Source organism: Streptomyces sp. CLV115, from assembly GCF_038448545.1.
In the GTDB taxonomy this organism is placed as follows: Bacteria; Actinomycetota; Actinomycetes; order Streptomycetales; family Streptomycetaceae; genus Streptomyces; species Streptomyces sanglieri.
Genome location: NZ_JBCEWQ010000089.1, coordinates 21,713 through 34,996, shown reverse-complemented (window position 1 = coordinate 34,996; position 13,284 = coordinate 21,713). Strand labels below are relative to the sequence as shown.

14 protein-coding genes are annotated in these 13,284 nt (G+C 71.7%); 7 read left to right on the top strand and 7 right to left on the bottom strand.

Features of this window, described 5'->3' with window-relative positions; all coding sequences use genetic code 11:
* Positions 1 to 35: 35 nt before the first annotated feature.
* The gene (locus AADR41_RS26745; protein ID WP_342283954.1) at positions 36 to 1,367 is read right to left on the bottom strand and encodes an aminotransferase class I/II-fold pyridoxal phosphate-dependent enzyme; all 1,332 of its coding nucleotides are present in this window, start codon (positions 1,365 to 1,367) and stop codon (positions 36 to 38) included.
* Between the two features lie 35 nt (positions 1,368 to 1,402).
* On the opposite strand from AADR41_RS26745, the gene AADR41_RS26740 reads away from it, so the two are divergent.
* Complete coding sequence (locus AADR41_RS26740) at positions 1,403 to 2,098, top strand: pyridoxamine 5'-phosphate oxidase family protein (protein WP_342283953.1); 696 nt, start codon at positions 1,403 to 1,405, stop codon at positions 2,096 to 2,098.
* A gap of 484 nt (positions 2,099 to 2,582) precedes the next feature.
* On the opposite strand, the gene AADR41_RS26735 is transcribed toward AADR41_RS26740, so the two are convergent.
* Both AADR41_RS26735 and AADR41_RS26730 read right to left on the bottom strand, forming a co-directional pair.
* A complete protein-coding gene (locus AADR41_RS26735) occupies positions 2,583 to 3,611 on the bottom strand; it encodes an EamA family transporter (protein WP_342283952.1) in 1,029 nt (342 codons plus the stop codon).
* Positions 3,612 to 3,726: 115 nt separating this feature from the next.
* On the bottom strand, positions 3,727 to 4,296 hold the full coding sequence (locus AADR41_RS26730; RefSeq protein WP_342283951.1) for a Clp protease N-terminal domain-containing protein: 570 nt from the start codon (positions 4,294 to 4,296) through the stop codon (positions 3,727 to 3,729).
* Positions 4,297 to 4,540: 244 nt separating this feature from the next.
* Here AADR41_RS26730 and AADR41_RS26725 point away from each other — a divergent pair, with 244 nt between their 5' ends.
* On the top strand, positions 4,541 to 4,738 hold the full coding sequence (locus tag AADR41_RS26725; protein ID WP_342283950.1) for a hypothetical protein: 198 nt from the start codon (positions 4,541 to 4,543) through the stop codon (positions 4,736 to 4,738).
* Between the two features lie 84 nt (positions 4,739 to 4,822).
* Positions 4,823 to 5,254 carry a type II toxin-antitoxin system Rv0910 family toxin gene (locus tag AADR41_RS26720; protein WP_342283949.1) on the top strand — a complete coding sequence of 144 codons (432 nt, stop codon included), beginning with the start codon at positions 4,823 to 4,825 and terminating at the stop codon, positions 5,252 to 5,254.
* An 82-nt stretch (positions 5,255 to 5,336) separates the two neighbouring features.
* Here the strand turns inward: AADR41_RS26720 and AADR41_RS26715 are convergent, their stop codons facing one another.
* On the bottom strand, positions 5,337 to 5,963 hold the full coding sequence (locus AADR41_RS26715; protein WP_342283948.1) for a PadR family transcriptional regulator: 627 nt from the start codon (positions 5,961 to 5,963) through the stop codon (positions 5,337 to 5,339).
* Positions 5,964 to 6,189: 226 nt separating this feature from the next.
* Positions 6,190 to 6,768, bottom strand: a complete 579-nt coding sequence (locus AADR41_RS26710) for a DUF4240 domain-containing protein (protein ID WP_342283947.1) — start codon at positions 6,766 to 6,768, stop codon at positions 6,190 to 6,192.
* A gap of 349 nt (positions 6,769 to 7,117) precedes the next feature.
* Here AADR41_RS26710 and AADR41_RS26705 point away from each other — a divergent pair, with 349 nt between their 5' ends.
* Together AADR41_RS26705 and AADR41_RS26700 are read left to right on the top strand one after the other, a co-directional pair.
* Positions 7,118 to 8,095, top strand: a complete 978-nt coding sequence (locus AADR41_RS26705; RefSeq protein ID WP_342283946.1) for a threonine ammonia-lyase — start codon at positions 7,118 to 7,120, stop codon at positions 8,093 to 8,095.
* A 135-nt stretch (positions 8,096 to 8,230) separates the two neighbouring features.
* Positions 8,231 to 9,289, top strand: a complete 1,059-nt coding sequence (locus AADR41_RS26700; RefSeq protein WP_342283945.1) for a phosphotransferase family protein — start codon at positions 8,231 to 8,233, stop codon at positions 9,287 to 9,289.
* A gap of 132 nt (positions 9,290 to 9,421) precedes the next feature.
* Here AADR41_RS26700 and AADR41_RS26695 read toward each other — a convergent pair whose 3' ends face one another.
* Both AADR41_RS26695 and AADR41_RS26690 read right to left on the bottom strand, forming a co-directional pair.
* Positions 9,422 to 10,156: a GNAT family N-acetyltransferase gene (locus AADR41_RS26695; RefSeq protein ID WP_342283944.1), complete on the bottom strand. Its 735-nt coding sequence runs from the start codon at positions 10,154 to 10,156 to the stop codon at positions 9,422 to 9,424.
* A 175-nt stretch (positions 10,157 to 10,331) separates the two neighbouring features.
* Entirely contained in the window at positions 10,332 to 10,832 is a 501-nt protein-coding gene (locus AADR41_RS26690) for a GNAT family N-acetyltransferase (RefSeq protein WP_342283943.1), read from the bottom strand.
* Between the two features lie 173 nt (positions 10,833 to 11,005).
* Between AADR41_RS26690 and AADR41_RS26685 the strand changes: the two genes are divergently transcribed.
* Together AADR41_RS26685 and AADR41_RS26680 are read left to right on the top strand one after the other, a co-directional pair.
* Positions 11,006 to 12,118: a hypothetical protein gene (locus AADR41_RS26685; RefSeq protein ID WP_342283942.1), complete on the top strand. Its 1,113-nt coding sequence runs from the start codon at positions 11,006 to 11,008 to the stop codon at positions 12,116 to 12,118.
* Between the two features lie 255 nt (positions 12,119 to 12,373).
* Positions 12,374 to 13,171 carry a hypothetical protein gene (locus AADR41_RS26680; protein WP_342283956.1) on the top strand — a complete coding sequence of 266 codons (798 nt, stop codon included), beginning with the start codon at positions 12,374 to 12,376 and terminating at the stop codon, positions 13,169 to 13,171.
* Positions 13,172 to 13,284: the final 113 nt, after the last annotated feature.

Sequence of the window (13,284 nt, the reverse complement as noted above, 5' to 3'; positions counted from 1 at the left end):
GGTCGGGTCGGGTCGGGTCGGGCCGGGTCCGACAGTCACCCGTAGGTCAGCGGCTTCACCGGTCCCGCCGCTGCCGCCACCGCATCCGCCAGTGCTTCGATCTCGTCCTCGGCGAGCGACGAGACCGTGAGCCGGATTCCCCGGGGCGCGGCCAGCCGGAACCGCGCCCCGGGCGCCACGGCCCAGCCCGCGTGCAGCAGCCTCGCCACGACGCCGGTCTCGTCGCCGACCGGCACCCACACATTCATCCCGCTGCGTCCGTGGGCCACCACGCCCCGCTTCTCCAGCGCCCGCACGAGGCCGTCCCGCCGCTTCGCGTACGCCCGCGCCACCTCCCCCGGCTCCACGGCGCCCGAGGTCCACAGGTGCACCACGACCCGTTGCAGCAGCCTGCTGACCCAGCCGGGGCCCAGCTGCTGCCGCCCCGCCACCCGGTCGACCGTGACCGGATCGCCGGTCAGCACGGCGACCCGCAGGTCCGGCCCGTACGCCTTGGCCACGGAACGGACGAAGGCCCAGCGGTCCGTGGCGCCCGCCAGCGGATGGATCGGCAGATCGACGATGCCGTGCCCGTGGTCGTCCTCGATCACGAGGACATCGCGGTGGCCGGCGAGGACCGCGCGCAGTTCGAGGGCGCGCGCGGCACCGATGGCCGCGCCGGTCGGATTCTGCGCGCGGTCGGTGACCACCAGCGCGCGGGCACCGGCGTTCAGCGCGTTCTCGACGGCACCGGGCATCGGCCCCTCGTCATCGACCGCGACGGGCACCGGACGCAGCCCCAGCGCCGGTACGAGATCCAGCATGCTGCCCCAGCCGGGGTCCTCGACGGCGACCGCGTCACCGGGTCTGAGCTGCGCGACGAGGACCCGCTCGATCGCGTCCAGCGATCCGGAGGTCGCGACCACGGGCCCGCCCGGCACCCCGTCGGCGTCCAGTGCGGCGCGGGCGAGCGCGGCGAACTCCGGGTCCACCGGCGCCTGTCCGTACATCCCGGGCTCCCGCCCGTACTCCCCGGCGACCGCCGCGAAGGCGTCCCCCAGCGCGGGCAGCAGCTCCGGGTCGGGGTTGCCCGCGCCCAGGTCACGCACGCCCGCGGGCGCCTCGACCCGGAGCGAGCCGCGCGCCGTACTCGCGGGACGCGGCCGCACCCTGCTGCCCCGGCGCCCGGCCGTCTCGATCACCCCGCGCTCACGGAGCGTGCGGTAGGCGGCCGCCACCGTATTCGGGTTCACCCCCAGCTGATCCGCCAACTCTCGCATGGGAGGCAGCACTTGACCCGGTTCGAGCTCACCGGAGCCGACCCCGCGCTCCACACTGGCGGCGATCTCCGATGCGCGTCGCCCCACGATCCGATACTCTCCTAGCACAAACCAGATTATGCACTAGTGCAATGGAGTACGCAATGTCGGACACCGCATCGCCGCAGCCCACGGCCCCGGCCCCCGAGGCCGGCTACGAGCCGACCGGGCGCACCGTGCCGACCCGTTCCCGCGAACGGGCGTCCTACGACAGGGAGGTGGTCCACTCGATACTGGACGAGGCGTACGTCTGCCACCTCGGCTTCGTCCGTGACGGCGCGCCCGTCGTGCTGCCGACGCTCTTCGGCCGGATCGGCGACCGGCTCTACGTACACGGTTCGACGGGCTCCAGGCCGCTGCGCGAGGCGGGCCGCACCGATCCCGGCCTGCCCGTGTGCCTCACGGTGACACATGTCGACGGGCTGGTGCTGGCTCGTTCCGCCTTCCACCACTCGATCAACTACCGCTCCGTGGTGGTCCACGGCGTCGCACACACGGTCACCGACCCCGAGGAGCGGCGCACCGCCCTCGACGCGATCGTCGACCACGTGGTGCCCGGCCGGTCCGCCGATTCCCGGCCCGCCGACGAGAAGGAGCTGGCCGCGACCGCGGTGATCCGGCTGGACCTGCGGGAGGTGTCCGCCAAGATCCGCACGGGCGGCCCCAACGACGAGGCCCACGACCTCGCACTTCCCCACTGGGCCGGCGTCGTCCCGCTCGCCCGCGGCTACGGGACGCCGCTCCCCGCGGACGACCTCGACCCCGCCATCGGTGTGCCGGACTACATCACCGAGCTGTGACGCACCACGGCTGACGGGACATCGCCGGGCGGGGCTTCCCCCGGCGCCGAGTCCCGTCGCCGCCGGTCCCCGCGCCAGGTGGCCGCGGCGTTCCCCGCCGGCCGCGGCGGCGCGCCGGTCCCGACGAGCACCCGCCCGGGCAGCGGCCGCTCTCGAACCGGAGGGAGGGATCACCGACCGCAGGCAGGCGTGGTCGGTACCGGGTCGGTGCGGGGGTCGATGACCCGGTGGTCGCTTCGCATAACCCGGTCCGCGAACATCACAATCCGTTCGACGACGAGCCGGAGGCCGCGAGAGCGGCAGGTGTGCCGTTCAAGGCCCCGTTGCCCACCGCCGGAAGGGCGTGCACGGCTCCCCAGCGGCCTTCGTTCCGTCTTGTCGCCACGAGGCTGCCCCGAACTGCCGCGCACACAGCCGTCGTCCATGACGCCCGCCACCCCGCCAGGTCACGGGTGTCACATCGTGACGCGCCACATCACGCACGTCACAGCGTGGCACGACCGGCGGACAGTTCCCCCTCGGCAACGGCCCGGCCGCCGTCCCGCCCTTCGGTCACCGCCGCGCCGGATCCCGGCACGACGGGCCCCGAAGGTGTCCCCGGCGTCGAGGACTGCGCGATGAACGCACCGATCAGCACCATGGCACCACCCAGGAGCTGCGGCGCCGACAGGTGCTCGCCGAGCAGCACCCAGGCGAGCACCGTGGCGATGACCGCCTCCAGGCAGGCGACGACGCCCGCCACCGCGGGAGAGAGCAGCCGCACCGCGATCACTCCGGTGACGTACGCGATCACGGTCGCCAGCAGCACGATCCAGACGAGCAGCAGCCAGGCCGGAACCTCCGCACCGTCCATGCCCACCGTGCCGCCCAGCACCGACCAGTCCATGCCCCAGGGCTGCGCGACCACGGTGAGAACGGCCGCGCCGATCAGCAGCCCGTAGGCGATCACACCGACCGGATGCGGCGGTTCGACACCGTCCGCCCCGTCCGCACCCCCCTGGTCCGAGAGAACGAAGTAGCCGACCTGGCAGCAGGCGGCACCGAGCGCCAGCAGCAGTCCGACCACGTCGAAGCTCAGCCCCGACCAGACCTCGACCACGCACGCCAGCCCGCCGACGGCGAGCACCACACCGACCGCGGCCCGCCGGGTGACCGGCCTGCGCTGGACGAACCGGACCCAGCCGAGTACGAGCGCGGGCGCCAGGTACTCGACGAGAAGAGCGACCCCGACGGGGATCCGGGAGATCGCGGCGAAGTAGAAGGCCTGCACACCCGCGACCGCGAGCAGCCCGAAGCCGAGCAGCAGGACCGGCCGGCTGCGTACCAGGTCCCGGTGGCGCCAGACCACCGGCAGCATGACCAGGGCAGCACCCGCCACGCGCAGCCACACCACGTGGAGCGGATCGAGCCCCGACTCGATCAGCGGCTTGGCCGCCACCCCTGAACCACCGAATGCGAACGCCGATGCCAGGGCTGGTCCCAGGCCGGCGCTTCTCCCCTGAGACGCGTGCATCGGCCCATCATGACAGCTGCGGTCAGGAGCTTCATCCAGGTGACGCCTGACATGCTCACCACTGAAGCCACCGCCGCACGCCATCCACCGCCACCGAACCGCCCGGCCCGGACGGTCAGCCTCCGCATTCCGGCACGCCCTGCCCGGCGGCGTCCGCGACCCGGGCCGCGAGCCGGTCCGCGTCGACCCCGCCCCGCACCAGCACCTCGACGGCCCGGCACTCGTGGTCGGTGGACAGTGCCGCGAGCAGGTCGAGCCCGCCGGCCCGTGCATCGCCGCGCGACTCCGCCCGTTCGAGTGCACCGGCCATCGCCGAAGCAGCCGAGGGCGACCAGCCCTCCAGCCCGGTGCCCCGCACGACGGAACCCGGGTCGGGGAGGACCGGGACGGCTCCGGAATCCTCGACCGAGCCCTGCCAGCGGAGCCCGTATCCGATACTGCGCTGGACGAGGTAGCCGAGCACCCTGGCGAGCTGGGGTCCGCCCTCGAAGGCCGCCCGCACCGCGGGGTCCGATTCGATGAGGGAGTGCAGCAGATGCGCCGTGTCGATCTGCCGGTCGCCGTCGCGCAGCGCACGTCTGCGGGCGCCCGTCACGACGGCGGCCAGCTCCACGGTGAGTCTGGCGTCGAGCTCGGCGCGGTTCGGTACGGGCTGCTGGGGGATCCGCGGCGTCCGGTTCTGCACATCTCCCACCCCATCAGCCCTGCGGCGCGAATACATCCCCGGATGGGCCCATCCAGGCATCCCACGCAAGTTGGGCACACCCGAACGGTTTCTCCTCCTTGCGGATGAGATCTCGCCATTTCTGGATCCGATCGGAGAAAAGGGCGCGCGCCGCCTTGCCACGCGCTCCCTGGGCAACCGGAAGTCGCCCCCCGCACGTCCCACAGGCAATACCCATGCGACAGCCGGAAGGGAGCCCACGGACATGTCCTGGTTGGTCGCCCTGCCGGCACTCGACGGGCGGGAGTACGTGTACCGGGTCCACGCCCCGGCCGACGCACTGCGCGCGGACCTCTTCTGGGCCGCGTTCCACTGCCACGACGACGGCCCGCACCCCCGCGCCTTCGACAGGTTCGACGCCGCTCTGATCTGGCGCGCGGGAGCGGAGGGAACGGCCCGATAGATCTGACAGTTCATCAGTATTGAATGTTCCGGTCACTGCGGCTACGTTCCGCGACACCGTAACCCGCCGAGAAGGGGTGGTCGCATGGCCGAAGTCAGTGCAGAGGCACGCATCGAAGCACCGGCCGAGAAGGTGTGGGCCCAGCTGACGGACTTCACCGCGTACGGCCAGTGGAACGCCACCCACACCAGCTTCCCCAAGGGCGGTCCGGCGGCACTCGAACTCGCCGCCACCTACGAGGAGAACATGAAGCTCATGGGCTTCCCGGCCGAGGTGACCTGGACGGTGGCGGAACTGGAGACCGCACGCCTGCTGACCACCAAGGGCAAGGGCCCGATGGGCGTCAACCTGGCCATGCGCTATTCACTGACCCCCGACGGCGATGCGACGACGGTCCGCATCGACGGTGAGTTCACCGGCGCGGCGGTCTCCCTGATGGCCGGAAAGCTCAAGGACTCGGCGACGGCCGCGCTCGTCGAGTCATTGCGCAAACTGGGCGGCCTCGTCGCCGCCTGACACCCCGGCAGACCAGAAGGGCCTCGCGGCTCGGCCGCGAGGCCCTTGTCACCACACCCCGGAGCACCGCACCCCACGGGGCTCAGTGCTCGTCGGCAAGGATCAGATACAGCTTCTTGCGGGCGTCGCCGATGACCGCGAGAGCCTTCTTCCGCTGATCGGCCGAGCCGGTCTTCCAGACCTGCCCGAACGCCTCCATCAGACCGAATCCGGCCTGGCGGATCTCATTGGCGCTCTCCCAGTCGACACCGCGTCCGGCTTCCTCCCAGGGCGCCTCGGACCCCGACTCCGCCTCGGTGCGGCCGGCTTCGGTGAGCGTGAACAGCTTCTTGCCGCCCTCGCTCGCGCTGATGATCAGCCCCTCGTCCTCCAGCAGCTGAAGCGTCGGATACACCGAGCCCGGACTGGGCCGCCAGGCCCCGCCGCTGCGCTCGCCGATCTCCTGGATCATCTCGTACCCGTGCATCGGCCGGTCCTTCAGCAGCGCCAGGATCGAAGCGCGTACGTCACCCCGCCGTGCCCTCCCCCGGCCACGCCCGCCCCCGAAGGGCCCACCGCCGAACGGCCCCCCACCGAACGGCGGTCCGAACTGCCCGAAGGCCGCCCGCCGCCCCTCGAAGTCACCACGCCCCGGACGGCCGGGCCCCCAGTGCCCATGACCATGGCCGTGCTCATGACCGAACTCTTGCTCGTGTCCATGTGAACGCATCGCTCTACTCCTTCTATCGTTGATCTGTCGCGATGCCTCAACGATATATCGGAACCGATCGCCTGACAATCCCCGGGTCAGAGGCACGTCCGACCTGCGACCGTGATCGTTGATCGATTGCCAGGACGGTTGATCGAAGCTGCTTCAGGTCAGCGAAGCGTGATCACTCGGCCGTCCGTGTCGGCGAAGGCCGCCCGTTGTGTGGTGTTGCCCGTCGCGTCACTGCTCAGGAGCCGGCTCCTGCAGGGAAGAGGGCGTCGAGCCGGGGTGTCCCCGTTCTCGCCGTGACCTCTGCGGTGTCGATCTCCTCTTCGGGCTTCGCCCATGTCTCCTGAACGGCTTCCAGGGCCTCGTAGAACGCCTCCCCGCAGTCGCCCTCCTGGCCCGCCGGCTCGTCGAACACCTCCTGGGCCACGTAGTCGAGCTCCTCCCATTCCGGCCACTCGTCGTCACGCCACTCCCGCGCGTGCCGCCCCACCACGGCCCGCACCTCGGCAACGTCGGCGAGGGCATCCGGATCGGCGAGCACCGCCTGGTACGTCCCTTGTCCCTGGGCCACCAGCCACAGCGCGAAGTAGTCGAAGCCGTCGTCGGAGCACAAGCCACCCTCGATCCGGTCCACCGCCCGCCACAGTGCGTCCGTGGCGACCGCGTCGCACGCGGCCTCCAGACGCGCCTGAAACTCCACTCGCTCAGCGGCCGGCCGGCACCGCAACTCCCCGCGCAGCCACTCCAACCGTTCATGCCGGTCACCGGGGCGGCGGCTCAGCTCGTCCATGAGCGTCCAGAAGGTCTTTTCGTCCATGCCGCACAGGATCGCAACCACCACTGACATGCCCGGGATCCCCTTGCGTCAACAGCAGTGCCGGCCGCCCCGCGCAGCCTCGGAAACAGCCCGCCCGTCGCATCACCTGTACGCCAGATGTTCAATCCGCGGTGGCGCGAACAAGCCTTGATCGTCCTTCAGTGGCAATCGATCAACGATCACCGTCACAGGTCAACGGCTGTCACTGAAGCCGGGGCGATCGAAGTGCATGTCGGCGCAGACGGGCCACTTCGCCGTTTGCGGACACCCCGGGGGTGGGCCGGGCGCCGGCCACGGACTTCGGCAATTGCTCGTGAGGCGTCACCCAGCGGCGCTAGGCTGCCGTGTCGTGCAGGAGACACGCCTCGACACCGCTCGGATCCGAGCGGCTCGCCGGGTGATCGACCCGGTGTTCCTCGACACTCCGCTGTACCGCTGCGAGGCGCTGGAGCCCCGCCTCGGGTGCGCGGTGAGCGTCAAGCTCGAAACGGCGAACCCGGTGCGCAGCTTCAAGGGCCGCGGCACCGAGGTGGTCGCGAGCCGACTCGCCGATGAAGGCACGCGTGCCGTGGTGTGCGCGAGTGCGGGCAACCTCGGCCAGGCCCTCGCCTGGTCCGGTCGCGGCCGGGCACTCGACGTGACCGTCGTGGCATCCCGCTTCGCGACCCGGGCCAAGCTCGATCGCATCCGCGTGCTGGATGCCGGGCTGGAACTGGTGGACGGCGACCACGAGCTGGCGCGCGAGCGGGCCGCGGCCATCGCGCGCCGCGAGGGCATCCGGCTGGTGGAGGACAGCCTGGACATCGAGACCTGCGAGGGCGCGGCAACCATCGGCCTGGAACTGGTGGATGCCGCGCCGTCGTTCGACGCCGTCCTGATCGCTCTCGGCGGCGGGGCGCTGGCCACCGGCGTGGGGCACGTGGTGAAGGCCCTGGCGCCCGGGGTCGAGGTGATCTGCGTCCAGCCGCTGGGCGCACCCGCGATGACACACTCCTGGCGCCAACGGCGCGTCGTCACCACCGACTCGACCGCAACGATCGCTGACGGCGTCGCCGGCCGGTTCCCCGTCCCGGCCGTCCTGGACGACCTCCTCCTGGTCGCCGACGACGCCGTCCTGGTCCAGGAAGCCTCGATCGTCGCCGGTATGCGGATGCTCCTCGACCACGCGGGCCTCGTCGTCGAGCCGTCGGCCGCGCTCGGCGTCGCGGCGATCCTCGAAGACCGTGACCGCTTCGCCGGCCGGCACGTAGTCACCATCGTGTGCGGCAGCAACGTCGATGCGGCCGCCTTTCACCGCTGGGTCGCTGCTCCCGGCGAAGGGTCTTGACGGTTGCCCTGACAGGCTCGGTGTCTGCTGCTGAAGGCGCTCGCGCGTGCGGGGTTGCGCCGAGGACAGCGGCGAGGCGCTGCTGTGGCACGTGAAGGCGCTCGCGCGTGCGGGGTTGCGGCTACGCTCGTCGGCATGCCGAACCGTGTTCCGTTCAATGAGGCAGTGCTGTCCACCGTGGGCACTCCCGAGCCGGCCGAACTCCTGGACAGCAGTCCGCGGTCACGGGTGTGGCGGGTGCAGCCGGCCGGCCGGCGGCCGGTGATCGTCAAGCAGATCACCGACGGCGGGGACACGGGCGCCGACGCGAACACGCGCTTCGCTCGGGAGGTCGCCGGGCTGCGCCTGGCGGGGCGGGCCTCCGGGCCTGCTGTGGCCCCCGCGTTGCTCGCCACGGACCCGTCCTCGCGGGTGATGGTCCTGGAGCACCTGGACGACCTCGGCAGGACGGAGGACTGGATGCCGGGGTACGCCGAGTCGCTCGCCCGGCTGCACGCCCTGACCGGGCCCGCCGACGCGGGCGCGCTACCGGTCTGGTCGGGGCCCACGGCCACCGACGCGGAGTCCTTCCTCGCCCTGGCCAGGGCGCTCGACGTGCCCGTGCCGTCCACGGTTCCCTCCGAACTCGCCGGTCTCCTGGAGCGGTTGGACCCCACCCCGCACCATGCGCTGCTGCACGGCGACCCCTGCCCCGGCAATGATCTGCGCACCGCCGAGGGCGTCCGCTTCGTCGACTTCGAGCGGGCCTCGCTCGGCAACGGCCTGATCGAACTCGCCTACTTCCGCATCGGCTTCCCCACCTGCTGGTGCGCCATGTCAGTCACCGCGGCCCCGCTCACGGAGGTCGAGGACGTCTACCGGACCACCTGGCGCGGCCTCACCGGGAAGGACGTGCCGGGTGACCTCGCCGACGCGTGCGCGGGCTGGCTGATCCAGGGCGACGCACTCGTCGAGCGGGCCCACCGCGGGACGGTCGACCAGCTCGCCAGGGTGCCCGCCGAGGACTTCGAGTGGGGCTACATCTCCGCTCGTGAGCGGCTCGTCCACCGCCTGGACGTGGTCGCCGGCATGACCCGCGACCACGATCACCTGCACGCCGTCGGCCGCCTCAGCTCCGCCCTGGCCGGCCGCCTGCTCGAACGCTGGCCGAAGCTGCGTCCGCTGCCCACGCATGCCGCCCGCCCTTGGTACTAGGGCGTGTCCGCAACGCCGTTGGCGCGCCGGTCCGGTCGTGGTGCCTGCGTCGCCATGAGCCGACTGATGAGCCGTGTGCGGTGCTCGGGCCGAGGTCTTCGGCATGGTCCGGGTCGGCGGCGGACCGGGCCCTCAAGCGGTTGCGGCGGCGACCTCGAAGCTGAGCTGGGAGCCCAGTTCCTCGAAACCCAACGCGGCGGCAACACGCCGGGAAGCCGCAGGGCGCGCCCGCCATTGCGGCAGCAGGCCGGCCGAGAGGGCATGAGCGACCGCTGCTGAGCCGGTCACCCGGGCCAGTCCCCGTCCGCGCGCTTCCGGCGCGGTCAGCACGCCGACCTGGGCCGTCCGTCCCGGCCAGACACAATAGCCCGCGGCAGCGACCACCTGACCGTGGTCACGCAACACGAACGCGGGTGACATGATCTCGCCCAGCGCGGCCTCGTCGGCGTCCTCGGGACCAGCCGCACGCTCCAGGATCCGCAGATCCGGGTGAGCCGAGGGAAGTTGCTCCATCACCACAGTGCCGGACGACACCGGCCGGAATCCCGCCGGAGACACGTACGACAGCGTTGCCGGCCCGAGTGTCTGCCCCACCGAAGGCACCCGCCGGACCAACTCCCCATTGGCGACGGCCGACACCGGCAGTTGTCCCCATGCGTCGCGAACGATCGCGGCGGCACTCTCGCTCGGCGCGGTGGCGATCGCGGATCCGCCCAGCGCCACCACCCCGACCCAGCCGACCGGACACAGCCCGGATCGCGGGGAGACCACCACCTTCACACCACCCGGCGGGGGGAACGACACCGGCACCCGGGCCAGTTCTTCCCAGAGCCGACGTGCCCGGGGTACCAACGCATTCGTCCACATGGATCCGAGCGTGCCGGTCGAGGCGGGCGGCCGGCACGGGAATCGCCCCCGTGTGACCGGCATCGCCCTGTGCGACCCGGCATCAGTGCGGCAATTGCCGCAGAGTCCCGGGCCGGTCCACCGTCTGCTCTTCCCTCCCTCGGCATCGGCGACAGGAACTTGCCCACCTGCTCACCTACACCAAGGAGCGCGTGAGCCAGACCAGTTCGCCACGGTCGTCCGTCGTAACGTGATCGCGCTCGAAGCCCAGTTTTTCGAGGACGCGGAAGGACGGCGCGTTCCAGGAACGCACGGTCGCCCAGAGCCGCTGTCGACCAGTCGCGATCGCGGCTTCGATCACGGCGGCGGCCGCCTCGGTGGCATAGCCGTGCCCGTGCACTCGCCGGAACAGTTCGTACGCGATCTCGGGCTCTTCGACGGAAGCCCGTCCGACAGTGAGTCCGCAGTAGCCGATGAAATCACCCACATCGCGACGGTTGACGACCAGCAGAGCGAGCCCCGTCCGCGCCGGCGTGGAGAGCTGGGCCTCAATCACGCGCCGGTTGACCTCGACGGACGGCATTCCGTCGCCCCGCCCGGCGGCGAGCGCACGGTGGTCGTCGGCATCGGACATCGTCCACGGACGCATCGTCAGCCTGGTCGTCTCAAGATGGAGTGGCATCGTCGTATACGGCATCGCAGCAATCTACCGACGCCGTCGCGGGCGGACCGAACCAGCCGCGAGCCAGTGGGCCGGGCAGAGGCGATCCGTCTCCATGGACGGCGCCCTGGCAATGGAGCTGCCCATAAATGCCTTGGCCGGTCGCCGCCGAGCTGCGACGATGCCCCCATTTCCCCAACGGAGGACATTTGTTCGTATTCGTGTGCGCTGGGTGCGACGCCAGGCTGACCACCCGACTGTCCGAGGTCGCCCTGCCCGTCCACGCCCGTCAGAAGTACGGGAACGGGACGCAGCTCCCGGTACTCATGGAGTCGGGCACGTTCGCCGTGGACCCGGAGCCGTGGGGGCCACCGTGGCGGCCGTGGTCGCAGGTCGATCCGGAGGAGGCGGCGGCCCGCGGCATCCACGCACCGCTCCACGCCCTGTCCGGCAACGCGCCCGGCGCGATCGTCATCGCCCCCGGAGACGTCCGGGGCACCGTGCTGATCCTGGAGAGAAGCGGCGGATACTGCTGCGGCCTCGACGGGGCCGACGGCCCCAACATGGCCTGCGAGGCGTGCGGCCTGCCCGTGGCGAGCAGGATCGACGACTGCTCGCTCTGGCAGGCGGTGTGGCTCGCCCCGGACGCCGTGCGCCGCTGCCCCGTCGACGACACCGACGCCTGCGCCGTACCGCTGTCCTGGGAGGAGTTGATGACGGAGAAGAGCGGCACGCCCCCGTTCGAGCCGATCGCCCGGTGGGGGGAGCGGATGGGGCCGAACCACTGGTGGTCGTGGAGCCCGCAGTGGACGGCGGCGGCAGGCCGGGCACTCGCCCATCTGCTGGCGGCCTCGGAAGGACGGCCGGTGACCGTGCCGGGCGGTCTGACCGGAGAGGTGTTCCGACGTGCCCTCGATGCGCTGCTCCCCGCAGGCCCACCCGCACGGCGCGCCGTTCTGGCCGGACCGGAGTGTCCCGTTGTCGGCGCGGACGCCGACATCGTCCTCGTACCGACGCATCCCCAGACGGGGGAAACCTGGGCCCCGGCCGGCCCGGCCGCCTCCGCGTACCCGGTGCCGCTGCCGTTCGGGGTGTGGCTGGGGCTGGCCTTCCCCGAGCCGTTTCCCCCCGTCCTCGCCTCGGGAGTGATACCCGGCGACGTCCTCCGTGACGACCCGCCCGTCCCGCGCCCCCGTCACACGTTCCGGGCCGACCCGGAGACGTTCCGGCACACGCTGGCACGGCTGCCGGCCGTCCGCAGCCCGTGGCTGCGCGAAGTTCTCCAGAACCTCACGCAACACATGCGCGCCGGCGTCTTCTAGCCGGCCGGCGGACAACACCGAAACGGACAGGACGACCGGCACGCCACCTCGCCGAAGCGGGTTCGGCGACCTCGGAGAAAGGACGGCGGATTCGGGTGCGCGGCTGCTCTGCGCAGGCGTGGGCGGGCGGGCGAAGCGCCTTCTGCCGGCTCGACGAGCGAACGCCGCGCCCGTCCCCCTCGCTCGGCGGCACGGCAGTGCGAGGCGTCCACACCCGGTGCCGGCCCGGCGATGCCATAGCCTCCGCCTGTGAACATGAGCCGCCGGCAATGCGGGCACCGCCACTCCACCGAGCTGCCGCACCATCAAACGATCCTGGACCGTACGGATTGGGTGTCGCTCGCCACTGTGCGCGGGACGGGCGAGTCCCTGCCGGCGGCCCTGGCACGTCTGCTCGACCCCGACCCGGTCGTCAGGGAAACCGCCGCCCGGGACGCGCTCAGGGAAGTGACCCACCAGAACACCGTCTACGAAGCCACCGTTCCCGTAGCGCTCTATGTGGCGGCCGTCCTCGGCCACCCGGCCGTCTCGGCCGCCGACTCCCGCCACGACGCCGGCATGCCACCGAATCACCCGCTCCTCGTGAGACTGCTCGACTGGCTCGGCAGCACTGCCCACGACGCCGACGACGAGTGCGTCGCCGTGGGCGAACGCCATTGCGGCACGGGCTTCCTCCAGGAGTACGGGGAGATGCGCGCGTTCCGGGACCTGCGCCCGGCGTTGTTCTCGGCCGTCCGTCCTCTCCTCGGCCACGACGACCCGGGCGTACGCCACGCGGCCCTGGTCGCCGCCTTCCCCCTCTCGGAGCATCCCGACCTCGTCGCGCACCGTGGCGAACTGGTCGACCACGCCCGTCGTCTACTGGCCACCAGCACCGACCGCCACAGGCGGAGCCGCGTCCTGGACGCGCTGAAAGCACGGGGGTACGACACCGACGCTCTGGAGAGCGCAGCCGACATCGCGGCCCGCGAACAACACGCCCCTCGCACGGCAGGACGCGCTTCCCGGGCTGGCACCGGGGCGGGTGGTCATTGCGAGGATCCGCCGTTCTGACGCAGGGGATCCGCAGCCCCCGGCCATCCATCGAATCACCCGGCGTGGCCACACCGCACAAGTGGGCCGACGAGCCCGCAGATCGTCGCCGAGCAGGACGGTGGCGACAGGGC